Genomic DNA, 20,032 nt, shown 5'->3' on the forward strand with positions numbered 1-20,032 from the left:
TGCTGTGAAAAGAGGGCGTACGCCCGAGTCGAATGTCGTCACTCCTCTAGCCGCGGAGTCTGGAGACGCGGGCGCGCATCACTCTGCGCCACCATCCCGTTTAGTGTGGCGGCCGATCTATGCATTGATCCCGCCGTTGCTCGCGCTGATCACGTCGATCAATAGTCTCAGGAACGGCTTCGCATTCGATGACGAACAGCAACTGCTGAGGAATGAGTTCATCAAAAGCCTCGCCAATCTGCCGGGCGCATTCACTACGAGTGTATGGTCGTTCATGGGCGACACTGCGTCGCTGAATCCAGACGCGTATTACCGGCCGCTGTTTACAACTCTGTTTACAATAAACTACGCCGTATTCGGCACGACGGCCTGGGGTTGGCATCTGGTAAACGTGTTAGTCCATGCGGGAGTAACTCTGCTTGTCTGGCTCGTGCTCAAAGAAGTTACAAATCGCGAGGGGGTTTCAGCCATCGCGGCCGCGTTGTTCGCGGTCCATCCGGTACATGCGGAACCGGTCGCCTGGATATCGGGTGTCACCGATCCCTGGTTGGCGCTGTTCGTTCTGCCTGCTTTCTACTTCTATCTGCGATACCACAAAGACGGGCGAAAGCGCCTGATGGCAGCCGCGCTTTGTTTCTACTTTCTCGCTCTGTTGAGCAAAGAGACCGCGATTGTGCTGCCGGTGGTCGTTGCCTATTGCGAGCTCGTGCATTTCAAGGATTCGCGCTCGCTGCGGCAGAAGGCGATCGCCCTGACAATGATTGGCGCCTTGTTTGCCGTGCCTACGCTGATCTATTTGCTACTGCGCAACCACGCCATCGAAGCGTTCTTCTTAAGGACCAATCCGCGATTTACCTGGGGCGAAGCACTTCTGACGACGCCGCTGGCGGCGATGAAGTACCTTACTCTGCTTGTGGTACCCGCGGACTACAGCGTGCATCATTACACCTTGCCGGTTGAATCGCTCACGTTCGCCGCTTTCTACGGACCGCTCGCTTTGATAGCGGCAGCCGTCGTTGCGATTCTGATTGGTAGATCGCGCGCGCTGATGTTTGCAGCCGTCTGGTTCGTGGCATGGATTGCGCCGCCTCTCGCCGGGTTGCGAGTGTTCGACCCGCAGTATTCGATCCAGGAAAGGTATTTGTATCTTCCATCAATGGGCTTCTGCCTGGCGGTAGCACTCGGGATCGAGTGGCTGGCAGCGCGCAGGTTGGCTGCTGTGTCCGGTCGCGTTGTCGCGGCGATGCTGTTGATTGCGATGGTGATTGCGCTGGGAGCGGTCCACCTCAATCAGAACCTCGTTTGGCGGAGCACGATAAGCTTGTTCCAGCACATTGTCGCGGTCGATCCGCGCTCTCCGCTCGCGCGCAACGAACTGGCCAGCACGTATTATGGCGCAGGCCGGCGACAAGAGGCTGAGGCCGAGACGCGGACAGCCCTCGAGCTGGATCCTAAATTTGTCGATGCGTACATCAGCCTCGCCGCGTTCGCCTTCAACAACGGCAAATCCGATCAGTCAATCAAATACCTGGAGCAGGCGAAGTCTTTGGTAGGGGAGAGAAGGTTGAAACACCGGTATCTGGGAAGGATTCACTCGGATTTGGGTTTTTACTACGAGCAGCGCAAAGAGTTCGACCGCGCTGAGCAGAACCTCCGTCTTGCGGCCGATACTCTTCCGTGCGCCAAAACTTTCATTGCACTCGGGCAGTTCTATCTTGATCGCCGCCGCTACGAAGAAGCGCGAGAATTACTTGAGCAAAGCTTGCCACAAGTCTCCCGCCGATATGCGCCGATACACCTTCAGCTCGCCAAGACTTTTGACGCTCTGGGTCAGCGCGACCGAGCCTTGTCGGAATATCAGAAATACATCGAGCTTGCTCCGTATGCCCCAGACAGCGTCGAGGCGAGACGCCGCCTTGCTCAACTCCAGTCCGCGAACTAAGCTCTTTTGCGGTCGCGATCAAATGGCGGAGCCGGCTTCGCTCATTGGCGGCGATTGAATGTCAACCGCAAGGGAGATCACTGAATGTCCACACGCGTAACCTCGAAGTCCATGCCAGTCACGTTGGCGATGGCGTTGGTGCTTACTGTCTCGGGCGTCGGGAAAAGCGGCCCAGCCAAAACGCCAGACCCGCTCTCGATGGGACCCCTCCCGGTCGGCGTGACGACCAGCGTCTTCGTCGATACCAGCCGCACCGACAACCTCACCAAACAGCCACGCACGCTGGTGACCGAGATCTGGTACCCGGCGACAGACGACGCGCGGCGCATGCCGAAGAACAAGTACTCGGACTTCATAACCGGGGGCGTGACTCCTGAAATCGATGAGCTGATCAAAAAGACTTACAAGATGAGCGCAGCCGAGATCGACAAGATCTACTGGAACGAGGCTCATCGAAATGCCGCCGTGCGCAAAGGGCGATTTCCGCTGGTGGTTTTCTCGCACGGCAACGGAGGCTCACGCAATCAAAACACTTTCTGGTGCGATTACCTGGCAAGCCACGGCTACATTGTGGTCTCGCCCGATCACACCGGCAACGCCAGATGGACGATCATCGACGGCAAGCCCATTGTTTCTCAAGGATCGGAGCGTACTAACTCCGCGAAAGACCGGCCTATCGATGTGAGATTCCTGCTCGACCAGATGATTCGCTGGGATAAGGGCGCCGATAAGCGATTCACCGGCCGCATCGATACTGACCACGCAGCCATCACCGGTATGTCATTTGGCTCGTACACGGCGCACTGGGCTTCGGACCAGGAGCCGCGATTCAAGGCAGTCATCGCGATGTCGGGCGCTCCACCGTCGCACACAAACCTCGCTGTGCCGTCGCTGCGCATGCTTGGGACAGAGGACAGGACGATTGGCCCCGCGGGCAACGCCGCTATTCGCGACAATCACACGAAGCACACCGGTCCGTCGTTTCTGCTCGAGATGAAGAACGGCGGGCACTTTTCGTTCACCGACATGTTCAAGATCAACAAACACTTTGGCGACGGCGTCGGAGAGGGAAAGCGCCGAGAAACGAATGAGCCCTTCGAGTTCACTTCGATGGAGACGACTTACAGGATCATCAACTCCTACAGCGTGGCTTTTCTGGGCTACTACTTGAAAGGCGAGAAGGAGTACGTGAGCTTTCTCGGCAGAAACCAGTGGCAGGATGTGATGATCTGGGATGTGAAGGGTGTCCCGGGAGACGCAGCAGCAGCGACCAAAGATAAACGATGATAGACCCACAGAGGGCTGTCACCAGACCTGTCTCAGGTTTCAGTCGGGAAGGGTGGCTTGCCCCCGCTCTTTCCGGAGACTGCTTAAGCAAGAATAGCGGGGGCAAGCCACCCTTCCCGACCGCGAGCTTGAGGGACAACGCCATTACTGGCAGTCGCATGGTGGACTCAGAGGTAAGCAAAGTGGTCAAGCTCGGAGGGTTGACCGAAGACCTCAGATTTCTTCCCGGCTGGAAGCTGCAACCTCATTGATCAACCGGCAAACATCACGAACTAGTTTTCACCCGAACCCAATCCGCTGTCCTCGAAGATTAAGCTCGTGCAGGTCACGCCTGCCTCTGCTTTCTGCAATTCAGACACGTCGATCGCTCGCACGCGGAAGCCTCGCCGCTCGAGCAGCGCGCGGGTATGAGGGAAAGAAGCAGGAAGCACGACAACATCCTTGACCAGCAGCGCGTTCCCTGCGGCCGGCTCTTCATCGGGAACATCGATCAGTTCAAATCGACGGAGTGGTTCTGCATCTATCCACGACCGATTCACCAAGACAGTAGCGTTGCCAATGTAAGAACACGCGCTCTTTAGATGAAGGCAGCCTCTCACCTCGACGGGGTGCACCTGGTAATCGTACGGCCGAAGGATGGCGCTCAATTGGGCGATGCCTTCGCGATTGGTGCGCTGCGACAAACCTACGAACACCTCAGGGCCGGCTCGCATCACGTCACCGCCATCTAAAGTAGCCGGCTCGGCCAGAAACTTGATCGGTCGATAACGCGAGAGCGCGTCCGCCAAACTCCTGGCTTCGGGTCGTCTGCTTGGCGCTCCCATAACAGAGATGATTGCGACTTCATTGAAAACCAAAGCAGGGTCTTCCACAAAGACGGCATCCGGAAGGTGCGGTTCGGCGGGAAGAGAAACAATGCGAACGCCGAGTTCTGCGAGGCAGTCTTGATATGCTGTGTGCTGCGCGATTGCCTTGGAAACGTCGATCGGCTGCCTGGCGTGAAACGACAGCTCGCAATCGTTGATGCTCGGGCTGACCTGACGAGTGATTGCCGTTAGCATGTTAAGTCGTTTCGCGATTAGGAAGCCGTTTCGCGCAAAGCACGCAAAGACTCGCAAAGGACGCAAAGAGCAACTTACTTCCTGCAAGCCGCCGAGTCGGGTGTCCTTCCACCAAGCAACGTCGCCGCCACGCACGCCCACCGCGGAGCAAGCTGTGAACTCGCGGAATTCGTCTCGTGATAGTGGTCAGGCATACCCGTCGCTTTGCACGGGTCCTGCGCCTCGCGAAGCCCCCGCGCCGGGTCGGGAGACGGCGCGATAAAATCGTAACCAGGCACGATATAGCCAAACTCGTCGGGGCACAGCCCAAACACGAACTTGTACTTCTTGGTCATCAGGTCGCGCACGCTCGGTTCAGCCGGACGCCTGGTATCCGCTTCAACGCAATCGCGGCGGCGATGCTTGTCTACCCCGTAGAAGACTTCCGGAAACAATTCGCCGGGAGTCGTGACGATCTGCGCATCGCCAATAACTATGGCATAGACTGTGGACTCGAGCTCAGGCCGTTCGCCCGGGCGAGGCATCGGCATCGTATCGAGAACGCCCTTGCTCGCCAGGAATAGATAGCCCGAGTTGTCCATCGGCGCTCGCAGCGTAGCCTTCTTCAAATCGATTCCGGATGTGCTGCTCCACTCGCCTCGTTCCAGAGCTTCGAATACCGCTTTTGCTACATCGCGCCCTATAGCTTCAGTCCGCTCAAAGGTGTACTCGGGACGTTTGCTGTCAGGCTTCAACGGATAGTCTTTGCCATCGAATCGAGCGCGATCGGCGAGCTTGTTATTCGAGTCGCCAATGATCTCCACCGCGCCGAGGTCGCCGCTTATGTAGATCGCCGTGCCGCCATACTTCTTTTCGACCGCCGCTCGCACCGCGTGAGGAAAGTCCGATGTGATCACGGTGTTTTTGCTCTCCATCGATTCCGGGTGAGTGTTCCAGTTGATGAGGGTCGCGATTACTCTGTCGAGCCGGTTTCGCGAGCCGTCGAAAAACTGCATCACTCGCAGTTCTTCATCAAAGAAGTTCGGGGGCCGCCCGTAAGTGCGGGTCTGCATCCCTGCGATTGACGGAGAGTTTCGGGGATCAGTCCGCCCGAGCTTCATCACCGCGCGCACAGTCGAAGCGCCAGCCTGGTTGATCGCCTTCGCAATCTGCCGATCGACAAATCGAAGGTACTTCGGATACTTGCCGTCGCTGAGCGCGTTCGGCCCCCACGCGCCGATGGTATCAGGCGCCTCGTGGTTGTGAGTGCTGGCGACCAGAATCTCGTTCAAACCTAGCCGGGGTTCGATCAGCTTCTTGATCTCGTCAACTCCGTAGAAGTTTGCTTTCGAGTAATACCCGATGACGTCAATCGATACGATCGCAATTTTGGTCTCGCCGTATTCCATCACGATCGCGCGCGCCCACAAATCATCGTGCTTGCCTGTAGCCGGCCGATTGTTGCCAAAGCCCGCGAGGTATATTCCGTCGTACTTGCCCTTCGAGCTTGAGTCGAGCGCATCGTTGCCGGGATCATCTTCGAAAGGCTCGCCCGAATCCCAGCGTCCGTTGTGATTGGCGTCGGTGAACTTCTCACCCCACACTCCCGAATCGGTGATCGTTCCGTTCCAGTCAGAATTTGGTCCGAAAGGCGTGATCGGTAGGGCCGCGACTCCGATCTTCAAGCCGCGTTTCTCGACGTTCACCACGGGTGAGAGTGCGCCGAGCTGTGCGAACAACAGCATGCATACGAGCGCTGAGACGAGGGTTTTCGACATTGTTTCTCCGCTCGGTCTTGGTTTCTCCGCTCGGTCTTGCGAGGCGAGCCGAATGAAAGAGCGCCTTATGATAGCGTTTGTCACGCACACGCTCAAGGATTGTTGTCAGTAGGGAATTGCCGGGATTTGCCGGGATTTGCCGGGCTTTGCGTCGAGCCGGAAGCGGTTCAATGCGCGGCCATCAAAAGAACGCGCTCGTTGGCCATCGCAGCGAGTTGTTCCTCGGCGTGCTCGCGAAGTTCGGCTGGGGTCATGCGCACCATCCGCTCGATCCCGTATGCGGACATCACTCGGCGGGCCACTTCGTAGCCGAGCAAATAGCCTCCGCGCGGTGGCGCTTCGCCGCTATGGGTGTTGGTGAACCACGGCTCGTACTGCTCGGGGTACGCGCCCTCTCGGATCAGATCGAGGTACTGGCCGGCGTTCTGGGTAAGATCCTGTTGCTGAGCAGCGAGCTCTTCCTTTCCGAAGTGTAGATACATGTCGCGAGACTCGAAGGGAAAAACTTCTTCAGCGCCGGCCGCGGCCATGCCCTCGATCATCAACGGCATGTGCGCCGTGCGAAACTCGTCCGGAGAGATATCTTCGGGGTCTTCAAACAGAAACCCGAAATGATAAAGGTGGAAGAACTCGTGAGTGATCGCAATCTTAGTCTGTTCGCGCGTGTAGCCCGAGAGCACTTCCGCGCCAAGGCACAGGGTGTCGGGCACGCCGGCTTCGTTCTGAACCGGACGAACGGCCCCATCGAATCGATACATGCTCAGGCCAATGTAGATATCGTGCTGCTGGTGGTAGTCGCGGAAGCGCACCTTGAAAAAGATGGCCGCCTCTACAAGGGGGCTGGCGCCGAGATCGGATATCGTCTTGTTAAACTCGCGAATGGCTTCAACCTGACTCGGCACGCGAATGAGGAACTCGTCGAGCATCGCGCGGCGGACGCCGGGGTCCGGGGTGCGATAAACCGCTCGATCGAAGTAGTCCTGATGCTTGTTCTCAACCAGCCGCTTCCACAGTCTTCGCTGGGTCCTCGGCGTTTTGTCCTTTGCCTGGTCCCAAAAGACGAGGAAGTCGTCGACTATGTTGATGACGTGCCGGTTATCGAGGAGTCTTTCGAGAATGGATTGGTATGAAGCGGGTCTGGTTTGAGCAAGCGGCGATTGCGCGAAGAATAAGATCACGCCAACCACGATGATTATTCTTTTGAAGCTCGCCATTCGCTGCTCCGGTTCGATCTGACATGATGGGCACAGGACTTAACGCCGCATCCTGAGAACGCACGGGCTGGAGGAGATTTGCGGCTGGACTAATGTATACCCATTTCGGGAAAACACCAACAGAATTCTGCGCTCATTTTCGAGCTGCTCTAATTAGAAGGCGAGACCCGTTGCTTGCTAGTTTGCGCCATGACGCGCTGCACCAGCCGTCTCTTCGATCGTGAATGTCCTGCTCGATAGATTGAAGGTTATGTCGTAGTTCTCGAAGAAGTCACGTTGCCCGTGCAGGAAGGTCCCAGGCGCAACCTGTTCACTAAACGCTACGTCGATATCCAGCGAACTGAAATTGAGTATTATCAAATGCAAGCGATGAATGTATGCGCGTCCGACCTGACTGTCGACTGCCCCGCTATAGGACCAGCGCCGTCCTGTCTGGACGTCGATGCCTAGAAGCCGTCCCATGTCGGCATGGGCCAGCGACAAGTCAGCGCCTGAATCGATGAGAGCGACCATGTCTTTCTGCTTATGGCCGTGGAGCAATCGCACACCGATGTACGGCCTGAGAATGGGCTGGTGCGGTTCCTGAAGATTCCTGAACAGAGTGTAGTTATAGGTCGGCATCTACGGAATGAAACCAACATCGAAGCGAGGCACTTTGAAGAGCAGGACATTGTCATAACCCTTCTGTTCAGCCTCTCGATCTACGTCGAAGATGCTGTCTCCCGTGGCAACGATGGTGTTATCAGTCTCGTTGATTGCTACCCACTTATCTTCGTGCTCTGCAAACTGCGAAGACATCGCTGATATGTCCATACTCTTGACTCCCATTCGATGCGCTAAACGCAAGCTGGTTAATACCATATTGCCGGACGAGGCACGCGTCAAGAACTGTGGGGCGGTGACGGTCATTCAATCAGGCACGGCACTGTTCACGGAGACAATCGCTCATACAACTCGAACTCCGCGTCCGCAAGCTCATACTGCTCGAGTCTCCGGTAAGCCTTGCTCAAGTAGTAATGCGCCATCGCGTGCCGGGGCTGGATCGACAGCGCAAGCTTCAACTCCTCGACCGCGCGCCTGGTCATTGAATCGTTCAGTGTGCGTTCCGACTGAATCTCGTATGCCGCTCCGAGCTGGAAGTGGCCGTCGAAATCGTTCGGCGCGAGCCGCGTGAACTGCTCGAGCATCTGTGCCGCCTCTTCGTACAGAGCAATTTGCATCAGCGCCGTCCCGAAGTTCAGATAGTAGTTCGGGATCGACCGAGCGTACTGCGCGTCGGGAAGCGCCTTGCGATACTCGAGCGCTGCATGCGCGTGGTCGCCCGAGGCTTGATACGCCAGCCCGCGAAGATGATGTGCCCGCGCGCTGCTCGGATCGACTTGAATGGCGCGATCGAGATAAGGGACCGCTCGCGGCGCGTCTTGTTTGGTCAGATAAACCTTGCCGAGATCGATCAACGTGAAGAAGTGATTGGGGTCGAGCGCCAGCGCCGTCTGCCACGACTCGATCGCCCCCGCTTCATCGCCGCGAGCCTGTCGCAACTCGCCCAATATGTCGAGTGCCTGCGCGGTCTGCCCAAACTCGAGGGCGTAGCTCACGAACTGCTCGGCTCGATCTCGATCCTCGCGCTTAACAGAGCCGAGCGCGGCTTCAGTCAAGATCTCCGCTTCACTACCCACGGAAGACTTGTTGCCGTCGAGATACTTCAAGGGCGACGCGGCGTGGGCGAGCAACTGTTTCAGATTGCGCACCACTGTTTCTTCCGACGTGCCCACGCGGCGAGGCGCGCTAAACTCGATCAACGCGTTGTCGTCGGTGTTGAGCCTGGCGCCCTCTGAGAGGGTGGTCACTTCGGCAGGCCCGAGATAAAACCGCGAGATAATATCGGCCGCCCTTGTGGTGCCGATGCGTTTGAGCTCGCCACCGATCCTCGGATCGTCCAGGTGAGATTTTAGAACCGAGAGGTCAAGACGCCGCTCGCTCTTGCTGCCCAGCAACATCAAGTCGCCTTCCGCGCCGCGAAACAGGAACACGTGAGGAAATGCCGCGCGGAAAGTGGCTACCAGGGTGCGAACGTCCTCGGGAGCCATCTCGTAGATCTGAAGCCACTGGCTGAACAGCCCGTCATCGGTCAATCGCTCGGCGCCGCGCTTGAAGTACTCGAGGGTGAACAGGTTTGCCACGCCGGTTACCCATGGATTCGACGGCTCGGACACGATCACGTCGAATTTCTCATCTGTGGTGTAGATGAAGTTGCGGCCGTCGTTGGAGACCAACCTCAAACGCGGATCGTCGAGCGGACGGTTGTTGACGTCTTCGAAGTGGCGAGATGCTTCGATCACCGCGGGCTCGAGCTCGACGCAGGTGACGCGCTTGACCGGAAACTGTTCAATCGATCCGAGGGTGACTCCGCTGCCCAGGCCTATCAGCAGGACGTCGTCGGTGCGTTCACGGACCAGCAACGGAAGCGCGCCGATCAAAATCTGCGTAGGCATATCGCCCGCGGTGGAGGCTTCCGGTTTGCCGTTGACCTTGAGCACGCGGCCGCCGCCCTGGCGCTGGACGGCGACGGTCGCGGTGATACCCTCTTTGTAAAAAATCGTTTCGCCCTGGTCGCGTTTCAGAAAGTCAAACAGCTCCTGCCTGCTTTTATCGATAAGCGACGGCGCGTAGCGATAAACCGCGCTCGACATCACCTGAGGGTCCCAGGGCGGCTCGCCCAGCACAACCGCGATGATAAGAAGCACGGATGCCGCAAGGCCCAGAGTCGCGGTGACATTCATGCGCTTCGGCCGATTGCGTTTCTCAGGCGGAGTTGACGTGAGGAACGCGGCGGCCGCTACGATGAAGTTTAACGCGACACACAGTCTTAAGCTTCCCAGTAGTCCCAGCCACGGGATCAGAATAAAGCCGCTCGCAAATGAGCCGGCGATTGCCCCGACCGTGTTTGCCGCATAAGCGTCGCCGACCGTTCGACCGGTAGCGTGATTGAGCTTGCCGCTGGAAACAATTTTGACGACCAGGGGAAACAACGCGCCGAGCAAAACTGTCGGGACTATCATCACAAATGCCGCGATCAAAAACCGCGCGAACAACAGAAGCCCGAATGAGCTGCTGTCGACCCATCGGTAAAGCTGAACGAAGACATAGGGCAGATCATTAAACAGATAAGCGCCGACTAACGTCATCAAGCCGACCGCAACCTCGATCAAGGCGAACATCCGCACCGGTCTACCGATTCTGTCGACGAGCCTCGATGAAATGGTGGCGCCGGCGGCGAGCCCGACGAGAAAGGTCGTCAGCATGATGCTGAAGGCATAAACCGACGATCCGATTATCAGCGCGAGCACCCGGCTCCAAATCACTTCATAGGAGAGCGCCACGAATCCGCTCACTGCGAAACCCGCGATGACGACTGTGATCTGCACGCGTTCCGCGGGGCGGCTGCCTGAGGAGCGCAAAGTCTTTTTCGCATTCATCGGACCGTCAGCAATCTCCAGGGCGGATGTTGGTGTATGTCGAGCCTCGGCTTTGCGAGACACGGTCAAGGCTACGACGCCGAGAAGGATGTTCATCGCCGCAGCGGTTATTGTGGCGGCGCTCATGCCCAAGGCAGGAATCAGCAGGAAGCCGGTGGCTGCCGCGCCGAGCACCGCGCCGAATGTGTTCAGCGCGTACAACGAGCCGACTCGTAGACCGATTCGGCCGAGGTCGCGCGAGTAGAAGCTCGACAGCACCGGCAGCGTCGCCCCCATCAACGCCGTCGGAACGATCAACACCGCGGTAGCAAACACGAACCGGACTATGCTGAGCATGAAAAAGGAAAGATGAAGCCACTGCGAGAAGGAATGGTAGATTGTCGGAAGCGCGGCGAAAATCAGCGGGACCGCCAGACCGTACACCCCGATGCCGATCTCGAGCAGCCCGTATAGCCTGAGCGGACGGGCGACTCTTTCCGAGCGGCGGCCAAAGTAGTAGCTCCCTAAGGCAAGGCCGCCCATGAAAGCAGTAAGCACGGTGCTGACAGCGAAGGTGGTCGCGCCGAATACCAGCACCAGCTCGCGCACCCAGACGACCTGATAGACCAGGCCGCTCACTCCGGAAGCAAAGAAACACAGCAGGATGACCCGCGCAGCGTTTCGTTCCTCCGCGTTTCTAGCTGCTTTCGACTTCTGCATTCTTTTCGAGTCGGTTGCGATCCGAGAATGTGAAGCGCTCGAAGCTCGAGCTTGCCTGCCAGATTAAGAAGCCACACGCATGGACACGACGCACGGGGCCAAAAGTTCCATGCGGCCTCGGTGCATTTTTGCAGACGACGCGCAAACGTGACAAGGGGATATGTGGAGTCGCGGCGGAAACTTAAGCGAGCGACGACTGCTTTCCGCGCGAAGATCTCAATCGTCCTATCTCAGGTAACCTTCGGTTTCTCTGTTTGCTTTCTGAAAGCAGCATCGTAATAGTAGCATTAGCATTCAATCCTTCAACTTCGGAGGGCAAACTATGGAGAATGAAAGTCGGCTCCGCCTGAGCATGAGGAAGGCGATGAGGCAGCCGCCGATCCGGCCTCGTATTCCATTTCTCGTTGGTCACCGCTCCTCAGTAGGGTAGCTCGATTCGTTCGATTTCTCTTCCATTCAAGTCCAGGCAAACGATTGATCGTGGTGGCGCGATCAAGATGATTTCGCGGCCGCCAATGTTAGCCTTCTTCTTCGTAGCCTTACCGCTATCGTTGATCAGAGTCACAACCACTCCACCGTCGTTTGATCTGACTGCCCAGTAGCTCTGCTTGCCGCCTCCGTTATAAGCGATCACGTCGCCGTTCCACGCAAGACGAGAGTAGAGCTCGTACACCTTTCCCGTTGGCGTAATATGCCAGCCGCGCTTCATCGCGGCTCCGGTCAACCTGTCGTCGCGTTGTCCCACGACCGTCGCGTACCTCCTGCCGTTCGACCAATAGACGATCGAGTGAGAAGGCACCGAGTGCGTGTACATCTCCTCGATTTCCGGCCGGCTCATCACGTCGGCGAGCTTGCGTGCGAATTCCATCGCGTACTTGTTCGTCAGATGCGGGTTGCCTTCAAGGCTCAAGCGAATGTTGAATTCAGTTACGACGTAGCGCATATCGGGAGCGAAGGGTCTCACCACCCTGTTGAAGTCGTCCACCGTCTTGCCCTTCACGCCCTTCGAGTACAGGTGCAGCACGCCGTAAACGTCGGGACGCTTCTTCAAATCGATTCGAGTCGAGAGCGCCCGAAGCATTCGTGTGACCCACACATCATCTGAAAGCTTTGTGGGCGTGTTGTTGTCGCGGCCCGCTGTCAGCGGCAAAGCGAATCGCACGCCCATCGGCGTCAGTCCTTCAATCACGTCCGCGGCGCGGGCGGCGTAGTCTTCCGGCAGCCACGGGCGATGATTGAGCCAGGGTTCGTTCGACAACTCAACTGCGACGATCCTGGATTTCAATCCGCGATCGATGAACTTTTGAATCGCTTCGCGCGCGACATCGGCGCCTTCTTCAACGTTTATGCCGACGATGGTCGTGAAGTCGTGCGCGGCGATGAAGTCTACATACGCATCCAGCGGAAACCAGGCGTACTGGTTGGTCGTCTTGTTCTCGGCTTTGACTCTTGCGGTCGCTTCGGGCCCGCGAGGCGAATACCAGCCGCCGAAGGAAAAGCGTAAGCTCTTGACGCCCGCCTCGCTGAACGCGGCTGCCATGGCATCGCCTTCCTGTTTGTCGAGCCATCCTTCGATAAGCGGAGATGGTGTCGAAGCAAACGACATATCAGTGCCCAGCAGCGGCGCCCGGTGCGCTGGCCGTTGAGCTGGACGTTGAGCTGTATCTGGGGCGTCAGTCGCCGGGCCATCGCTGTGGACCAGTTGCAAACGCGGCTGCGCCCGGCCAATGCTGCCGAACATCAGCGTGGCAATCATCCCAATAAGAATCAATCCCGTTGCTTTAATAGTCACGGTTCTCTTTGGGATTGTACAACAGGCTCGAGACGATGCTCGGAATGCAGTGGAAGATTCACGTTGCCATTGACCGTTGGATAATGTAGAAGCAGTTCATGCGGCTCCGCTGGAAGCGCTGGTCAATTTTTCTGGTCTGCCTGTCCCTGTTGATGCTGATCCTGTTTCTTCCCGGGTTGCCGTGGGCGGGCCGGGTTCGCCACACACTCAAGCGAACGATCGTCAAAAGCGAAATGAAAGTGGCTGGATGGCGAGGCCACCAACCGCGGCTGATTTCGATAGCTGGAATTGTGAACACTCCCGGCGCCCAGATCCAGGCACTCGACTCGCGTTCGGGTTGGGCGACGCTTGCCGGCCGCGATGGAAGATTCGTGCTGCCTGATGTGATGTGGTATCCGGGAGCGGGCTATGAACTCGTAATCTCAGAGGACGAGCTCAACGGGAAACTGATCAAGGTGCGAGCGCCTGACGACTTTCCCGACAGCGGAGTATTCAGCGTCGGCGAGTTGGACTCCAGGCGCGGCGCAGAAATTGAGCTTGGATCATTGGCCGGCGTCAATTCAATCACCCGCGAAGATTTTGACTCCGCGAACAGCAACTACTACAAAGGGCTGTTCGACGAGTTAACCGCCGGCAAGCAATCCGATGACGAAAAGATCAGCGCGATAAACGACCATGTTGCCGGCAAGCTGAATTATGACGAGACGCAATGGGAGCTGGGAACGCCGCGCCGGGTGCTCGATCGCGGCTCGCAGTATTGCGGACATTTGAGTACGGCGATGGAAACCTTGTTGACGATCGGTGGCTACAGTACGAGAGCGGTGCACCTGAGTGATGGGAGGCAACCGCCGGGCACTCACGCAGTGGTCGAGGTCTTTTACGATGGAGAGTGGCATTTGTATGATCCAACCTTCGGCGTGAAGTTCCAAAACGAGGCCGGGCACGTCGCCAGCTATAGAGAAGTGAGGCGCGATCCAGGCCTGATCCGAGAGGACCTGTTTGTGAGATTCAAGCCAAAAATCCGCCGTCAGTGGATGGCGCTGTTGCCCGGAATATACGCCACGGGCTATCACCATTTCTATTACTTCAAAGTCAAATGAGATCGTCCCCGATCAGCAACAGCCGGGGGCTTTCGCAGGGCGCGACAATTCGATAAGTGAACAGTTCCTGCAGGACGGGAACGCGCGAAAACGGATAGAACACCCAGAGGCTTGAGCAGCACGGCATACTCCGCGGGATCGTGTTCGAGGTCGCCATCCTGTACCAGCACGAAGTCAAAGACGAGCGATACTAATGGGCGTTCTCAAAGAAGTCTATCAACTCTGTGCCAAAGACTACGCGGCCCGGCGGCGGGCCGGGCAGACTTGAGAGAGCACTCAGAGTAGCCTGAGCTTGACGCAAAGGTTACCAGCGTGGATAGTGGCTGACTGAGCCTTGATGGTGAGCGCAAGACCGTTTGAACGCGCCTAGTCCGCGGGTGAGGTATAAGGAGTGAGAAGCCCTGATTTTCATGATGTCTTAATGGCGCGCAGGCGAATCCGGCCCTATCTTCAGCCCACGCCCATGCATTCCTATCCGGCGATCGACGAGCTAGTCGGCGCCGAGGTCTTCATCAAGCACGAGAATTATCAACCGATCGGCGCGTTCAAAGTGCGCGGCGGCATAAACCTGATCTCTCAACTCAGCGAGTCAGAACGAGCGCGCGGAGTGATCGCCGCTTCGACTGGCAATCACGGCCAGTCGGTCTCGTATGCCGCGCGTTTGTTTGGCGTCAAAGCGCGAATCGTCGTGCCCGAAGCCGCCAACCCGGGAAAGGTCGCCGCGATGCGAGGGATGGGATCAGAGGTCATCTTCCATGGCGCGCAATTCGACGAAGCGCGGGTGCACTGCGAAGAGCTCGCACGCCGGCACGGCTATCGTTACATTCACTCCGGCGACGAGCCTTTGCTGATCGCGGGCGTCGCAACCGAAGCGCTCGAAATGCTCGAGGATGAGCCGCGACTCGAGGTGATCGTCGTGCCGGTCGGCGGAGGAAGCGGCGCGGCGGGTGTCTGCATCGCCGCGAACGCGATCAATCCAAACATTCGAATCATCGGCGTGCAGTCCGAAGCGGCGCCGGCGGCTTTCGAGTCGTGGCGGCAGAAGCGGCTGGTCGAAGCGCCGAATCGAACCGTTGCAGAAGGTCTGGCGACCGGCACCGCGTTCGCGTTGCCTCAGGCGATTCTCTGCGAGCGCCTGAAAGAATTCATCCTGGTCAGCGATGAGGAGATCATGCGCGCGATGGTGTGGATGATCGAACGTGCGCACACGCTCGCCGAAGCAGCGGGCTCGGCCCCGCTGGCCGCAGCTTACCGGATGCGAGATGAGCTTGCCGGAAAAAAAGTCGGGGTGGTCTGCTCTGGCGGCAACACGTCGATTGAGCATTTGAAACAAGCGCTCGCCCACGGCGTAGCATAGACTTTAGTCTGTGTCGGCAAACACGCTACCAGAAGAATCGCCGGACACAGACTAAAGTCTATGCTACGTGGGATGAGAGTCTTGCATTATTTCAGCCTCAAGTTCCGTCTATTCGTGTGGGAGGGTTAGTTTCGACTGACCTGTGTTGGCCCGCAGAATAAGCAATCTTGCTGATTGATCTCACAAGAAAGGACTACCGCAATGGCTAACATCTTTTCGAATTCCTTTGGACGAGTCACGGAATTCCTTACCGGGTGGATCCCCTGGTACAAGGTGCCGTTACTCCTCGGGCTCCCGAGGGTCTTCCGCATTCGCGCGAAGTTGAGATCGGACAACCTCTACGACACAGGGAAGATTGAACCCATTGATCAGCCTCCTTTGGGCAAGCCGGGCACGAGTCAGCGCATGTCGCGCACAATCGACGGGACCTACAACGACTTGAGCCAACCGAGGATGGGAAGCGCCGGCTCCCGCTTCGGTCGCAACGTTCCGCTCGATCGGGTGATTCCCGACCAGGGCTCGCTGCTCACGCCAAACCCCCGAACCGTTAGCCTCGAGCTTATGACGCGTAAGGAATTTCAGCCGGCCACGACGCTCAACCTTCTGGCGGCCGCGTGGATCCAGTTCGAGGTTCACGACTGGATGAGCCACGGAAGCAACGAGAAGGAGAATCAAATACAGATTCCTCTTAGCAGCGATGATTCCTGGCCGGAGCCCCCGATGATGGTGCGCCGCACTCGACGCGATCCAACGCGGCCGCCGGCATCCACCAATCCAGTCCCGACGTTTGCCAACACCGAGACGCACTGGTGGGACTGCTCGCAGATTTACGGTAGCGATCTCGAGACCCAAACGAAAGTGCGGTTGGGTGTCGACGGCAAGCTCAAGCTTGGGGGCGATAACCTGCTCCCGGTTGATCCGCACACCGGGATAGATATTTCCGGAGTAACCGGAAACTGGTGGGTCGGGCTGGCGATGCTTCACACGCTGTTCACGCTCGAACACAATGCGATCTGCGACCGCCTCCGCGCGGAATTCCCCGGATGGTCCGACCAGGAGTTGTTCGACCGCGCGCGGCTGATCAACGCTGCGTTGACGGCAAAGATTCACACGGTCGAGTGGACGTGCGCGATTGTCGCGCACCCGACGGTCGTTAAAGGCATGGAACTCAACTGGGAGTTGATCCGCAAGTCAAAAGCCGATCATCACGCCGCGCCCTATTCGATCACAGAAGAGTTCGTCGCGGTTTATCGAATGCATCCGCTGATGCCGGACGACTACAGCTTTCGCTCTCTTTCGACCGGCGCGGTCGTAGAAGAACATACGTTTCCCGAAGTCTTTTCGAGTAAGGCGCGCGATCTGATGACCAGGTTGTCGATGGCTGATCTCTTCTATTCGTTCGGGACTATGCATCCCGGCGCAATCAGGCTGCACAACTTCCCGCGTTTTCTGCAAATGCTCGAGCGAACGGACGGTCCGACGATTGATCTGGCGGCGGTGGATATTCTGCGCGACCGTGAACGCGGCGTCCCGCGCTACAACGACTTTCTCAAGCTGATCGACAAGGACCCGGTAAAGAATTTCGAAGAGCTGTCGAGCAATAAAGAATGGGTGGAAGAGATCAGGCGTGTTTACGGCGGGGACATCAACAAAGTGGACTTGATGGTCGGCATGTACGCCGAGGATTTGCCGGAAGGGTTCGGTTTCAGCGAGACGGCGTTTCGGATTTTCATCCTGATGGCATCCCGGCGTTTACAAAGCGACCGCTTCTTCACGACCGACTACAACGAGAAGACTTACACCAAGGTCGGACTCAAGTGGATCGAGGATAACAACATGCGCACGGTGCTGCGACGACATATCCCCGCGCTCGGCCCGCTGCTCGAGAACGTGGACAATGCCTTCATGCCGTGGCCCAAAAAATAATGAGTATGGGAGGTCTGCTATGAATTTCGACAACAGTTGGGATGCGTTACTCAAGCCGGGCAAGGCGACGGGGTACTTTGACAAGCTAGGTCAAACGAAGTTTGAAGTCGAAGCAACTTCATACAGCAAGGTCAATGCATGGTGGCTGGCCGAGCTTTGTCGCCTGATCTACCGGCAGGGCGCCGACGAAGTAAAGAACGGGTCAGGGCTCACCCGGAAAGAGGTGCTCGCCGGGGTGAAGCTGGACGAGGTGGCCTTCTTCGATGAGGGAAACACTGAGGCCGGTTTAGTCAAAACCACGAGTTCGTCTGGAGTTCAGTTCGCGGCCCTGATCCTGCGCGGGACCAATGACCTGATGGACTGGCTGACTGACTTCAACGCAATTCCGCAGGATTGGTCAAGAGGCGGGCTTGTCCACAAGGGCTTCGCGAAAGCGCTCCAATTGGTTTGGGATAAGGTCAACACGTCGATCGATGACAAGATTCCTTCGGATTGTCCGCTCTTCATCACTGGTCACAGTCTCGGGGCGGCGCTGGCTACGCTGGCGGCATCTTTGCGTCAGCCTCGCGCGCTATACACTTTCGGATCTCCGCGAGTGGGCGACAAGGACTTTGCCAAAACACTCGCCGGGGTGAAAGTTTTCCGAGTGGTCAACAATCGTGACGTTGTGACGACGGTGCCTCCGCCTCTGCCGTTTCATCACCTGGGTGAGGCGCACTATATAACTCACGATGGCGGTATGCTGACTAACCCGGATGACGATACGGTGGCTCGGGATCGCCTGAAGCGAGATCGTCTTCCCTTCTTTTCCGGAGATTGGCACAAACTCTTCACGGACGCGCCGGAACCGCTGGCTGACCATGCGCCGGTCAACTATGTCGCTCATCTTGAGCGGCAGGTTTGAGCATCCTGGGAGCGCATCCTGGGAGCGCGCACCTGGGAGCCCAGGCATCCCTGCCTGCCTCTTTTCGCAATCGGCGGTTCTCTTTCCAATTGCTTCTCGCGCGAACGCCATGCAGGCAAGGATGCCTGCGCTCCCAGGCCGGTCATGCGAACGGCGGCGGAGAGAATACCGACATTATCTGTTCGATCATCTCTTCCCGCGACTTGAACCGCGACTCTTCGTAGCAGCCGAGCGGGTTTTCCGGCACGTTTACCAGACACTTGTTGCAATAGGTGCAAGGCTGCGGCGCGCGGTCCAGCCCCTTGGCAAACAATTTCACAAGATCGTTGTTTGCAATCAACGGGCGAGCGATCGAGACCGCGTCGCACGACCCGTCGTTGATCGCTTTTCGTATAACCGAAGCCGTTTGAAAACCGCCCGTGCAGATGACTGGAACGCTCACCGCCTGTTTGATGGCACGAGCGTCTGGCAAGTTGATGCCTTCTATCTGATCGCCGGTCGCGCGATTCCATCTCTGCTGGAAGAGCTTGTTCGCGGGCCAGGTTCGAAACAGTACAAAGTTTCGATAAGTATGCTCGCCGCTCGAAATCAACGAGTCATATGTCTTGATCAGCTCTTCGAGCGCGAACGGACCGGCAGGGTTGCGCGGATGCGGGAATGAGCTGCCCGTCGAAACATGTATCGCGTCCACGCCGTCTTCTTCGAGCCATTTGCACACCTGAACCGAGTCTTCAATGGTGTTGCCCTTGCCTTCGAATGGAAGCATCGCGTTGTTGTATTCGGTAGCGCTGATCTTCATTTGCAGATGAAAGTCCGCGCCGACCTTCGCCCGGATGGCGCGCACTATCTCGCGCACGAATCGAGCGCGGTTCGCAAGCGGGCCGCCGTAGTCGTCTTTTCGATCGTTGATCGCCGAGCTGAGGAATTGAGTTATCAGGTAGCCGTTCGCTCCGTGCAACTCGACTCCGTCGAGCCCTGCTTCCCTGGCCCTGCGCGCGCCTTCGGCGAATGCGTTGACGGTTTCGTTGATCTGCTCGATTGTCATTCGCTCGCACTGGAACCCGTGAATAGGCTCGGATTTGTCGGTCGAGCTCAATCCTTTTGGGTACTCGATGCCCTGAATGTCACGCTGCCTTCCGCCGTGACTGAGCTGGAGGATGTACTTGCAATCGTGCTCGTGAACGCGCTTGCCAAGCTCGCGCCAGAACGGAATGCGTTCGTCGCGATCTATGGTCGCGTAGTTTGGAACGATGCGCCCGCGCATCTGCACCGGCACAAACGACGAGATGATGGCCCCGACTCCTCCGCGCGCGAACTTCACTTCCCAGTTGATTCGAGCTTGATTGCCCGAGCCGTCGTAGTTGTCGAACCGGCCGGAGACGTTCGAGCGGAAGATGCGGTTCTTAACTGTCAGGTTCTTGAATTTCAACGGCTCGAATAAGATATCCGCGCACATTGTCGTGACCCCTCCTCGTAAGTAGTCGCCGGCAAGCTGAAACACCGATTTACCCGGG

The 20,032-nt window shown here is 57.6% G+C and carries 14 protein-coding genes; 6 read left to right on the top strand and 8 right to left on the bottom strand.

The annotated features are described in order from the left end of the window. Positions 1-4: 4 nt before the first annotated feature. Positions 5-1,942 carry a tetratricopeptide repeat protein gene (locus AABO57_13615; protein MEK6286771.1) on the top strand — a complete coding sequence of 646 codons (1,938 nt, stop codon included), beginning with the start codon at positions 5-7 and terminating at the stop codon, positions 1,940-1,942. 84 nt (positions 1,943-2,026) lie between these two features. Continuing rightward, a complete protein-coding gene (locus AABO57_13620; GenBank protein MEK6286772.1) occupies positions 2,027-3,229 on the top strand; it encodes a hypothetical protein in 1,203 nt (400 codons plus the stop codon). Positions 3,230-3,501: 272 nt separating this feature from the next. Here AABO57_13620 and AABO57_13625 read toward each other — a convergent pair whose 3' ends face one another. From AABO57_13625 to AABO57_13655, 7 genes are all read right to left on the bottom strand, one after another. Then, positions 3,502-4,290 (bottom strand): arginine deiminase family protein, encoded by a 789-nt coding sequence (locus AABO57_13625; protein ID MEK6286773.1) that lies wholly within the window; start codon positions 4,288-4,290, stop codon positions 3,502-3,504. 74 nt (positions 4,291-4,364) lie between these two features. Then, complete coding sequence (locus AABO57_13630; GenBank protein ID MEK6286774.1) at positions 4,365-6,047, bottom strand: neutral/alkaline non-lysosomal ceramidase N-terminal domain-containing protein; 1,683 nt, start codon at positions 6,045-6,047, stop codon at positions 4,365-4,367. Positions 6,048-6,214: 167 nt separating this feature from the next. Next, positions 6,215-7,261, bottom strand: a complete 1,047-nt coding sequence (locus AABO57_13635) for a DUF2268 domain-containing putative Zn-dependent protease (GenBank protein ID MEK6286775.1) — start codon at positions 7,259-7,261, stop codon at positions 6,215-6,217. Positions 7,262-7,438: 177 nt separating this feature from the next. Then, positions 7,439-7,882: a hypothetical protein gene (locus AABO57_13640; protein ID MEK6286776.1), complete on the bottom strand. Its 444-nt coding sequence runs from the start codon at positions 7,880-7,882 to the stop codon at positions 7,439-7,441. Continuing rightward, complete coding sequence (locus tag AABO57_13645) at positions 7,883-8,074, bottom strand: DUF5678 domain-containing protein (protein ID MEK6286777.1); 192 nt, start codon at positions 8,072-8,074, stop codon at positions 7,883-7,885. A gap of 116 nt (positions 8,075-8,190) precedes the next feature. Continuing rightward, positions 8,191-11,439: a fused MFS/spermidine synthase gene (locus AABO57_13650; GenBank protein ID MEK6286778.1), complete on the bottom strand. Its 3,249-nt coding sequence runs from the start codon at positions 11,437-11,439 to the stop codon at positions 8,191-8,193. A gap of 418 nt (positions 11,440-11,857) precedes the next feature. After that, entirely contained in the window at positions 11,858-13,231 is a 1,374-nt protein-coding gene (locus AABO57_13655; GenBank protein MEK6286779.1) for a hypothetical protein, read from the bottom strand. Positions 13,232-13,329: 98 nt separating this feature from the next. Between AABO57_13655 and AABO57_13660 the strand changes: the two genes are divergently transcribed. The 4 genes from AABO57_13660 (at position 13,330) to AABO57_13675 (ending at position 18,518) form a co-directional block, all read left to right on the top strand. Next, positions 13,330-14,331 carry a transglutaminase-like domain-containing protein gene (locus AABO57_13660; protein ID MEK6286780.1) on the top strand — a complete coding sequence of 334 codons (1,002 nt, stop codon included), beginning with the start codon at positions 13,330-13,332 and terminating at the stop codon, positions 14,329-14,331. A gap of 421 nt (positions 14,332-14,752) precedes the next feature. Further along, the gene (locus AABO57_13665; GenBank protein MEK6286781.1) at positions 14,753-15,688 is read left to right on the top strand and encodes a threonine/serine dehydratase; all 936 of its coding nucleotides are present in this window, start codon (positions 14,753-14,755) and stop codon (positions 15,686-15,688) included. A gap of 201 nt (positions 15,689-15,889) precedes the next feature. Continuing rightward, entirely contained in the window at positions 15,890-17,614 is a 1,725-nt protein-coding gene (locus tag AABO57_13670; protein ID MEK6286782.1) for a peroxidase family protein, read from the top strand. A 19-nt stretch (positions 17,615-17,633) separates the two neighbouring features. Beyond that, positions 17,634-18,518, top strand: coding sequence for a lipase family protein (locus AABO57_13675; GenBank protein MEK6286783.1), 885 nt, complete (start codon positions 17,634-17,636; stop codon positions 18,516-18,518). Positions 18,519-18,660: 142 nt separating this feature from the next. Here AABO57_13675 and AABO57_13680 read toward each other — a convergent pair whose 3' ends face one another. After that, on the bottom strand, positions 18,661-19,974 hold the full coding sequence (locus tag AABO57_13680; protein ID MEK6286784.1) for an NADH:flavin oxidoreductase: 1,314 nt from the start codon (positions 19,972-19,974) through the stop codon (positions 18,661-18,663). Positions 19,975-20,032: the final 58 nt, after the last annotated feature.

The organism is Acidobacteriota bacterium, from assembly GCA_038040445.1.
In the GTDB taxonomy this organism is placed as follows: Bacteria; Acidobacteriota; Blastocatellia; order UBA7656; family UBA7656; genus Onstottus_A; species Onstottus_A frigus.

Excerpts from the sequence above, each read along its gene's own strand:
- AABO57_13630 (MEK6286774.1), bottom strand. The coding sequence starts at position 6,047 with ATGTCGAAAACCCTCGTCTCAGCGCTCGTATGCATGCTGTTGTTCGCA.
- AABO57_13635 (MEK6286775.1), bottom strand. The coding sequence starts at position 7,261 with ATGGCGAGCTTCAAAAGAATAATCATCGTGGTTGGCGTGATCTTATTC.
- AABO57_13660 (MEK6286780.1), top strand. The coding sequence starts at position 13,330 with ATGCGGCTCCGCTGGAAGCGCTGGTCAATTTTTCTGGTCTGCCTGTCC.
- AABO57_13680 (MEK6286784.1), bottom strand. The coding sequence starts at position 19,974 with ATGTGCGCGGATATCTTATTCGAGCCGTTGAAATTCAAGAACCTGACA.
- AABO57_13620 (MEK6286772.1), top strand. The coding sequence starts at position 2,027 with ATGTCCACACGCGTAACCTCGAAGTCCATGCCAGTCACGTTGGCGATG.
- AABO57_13650 (MEK6286778.1), bottom strand. The coding sequence starts at position 11,439 with ATGCAGAAGTCGAAAGCAGCTAGAAACGCGGAGGAACGAAACGCTGCG.
- AABO57_13675 (MEK6286783.1), top strand. The coding sequence starts at position 17,634 with ATGAATTTCGACAACAGTTGGGATGCGTTACTCAAGCCGGGCAAGGCG.
- AABO57_13640 (MEK6286776.1), bottom strand. The coding sequence starts at position 7,882 with ATGCCGACCTATAACTACACTCTGTTCAGGAATCTTCAGGAACCGCAC.
- AABO57_13645 (MEK6286777.1), bottom strand. The coding sequence starts at position 8,074 with ATGGACATATCAGCGATGTCTTCGCAGTTTGCAGAGCACGAAGATAAG.
- AABO57_13670 (MEK6286782.1), top strand. The coding sequence starts at position 15,890 with ATGGCTAACATCTTTTCGAATTCCTTTGGACGAGTCACGGAATTCCTT.
- AABO57_13625 (MEK6286773.1), bottom strand. The coding sequence starts at position 4,290 with ATGCTAACGGCAATCACTCGTCAGGTCAGCCCGAGCATCAACGATTGC.
- AABO57_13665 (MEK6286781.1), top strand. The coding sequence starts at position 14,753 with ATGGCGCGCAGGCGAATCCGGCCCTATCTTCAGCCCACGCCCATGCAT.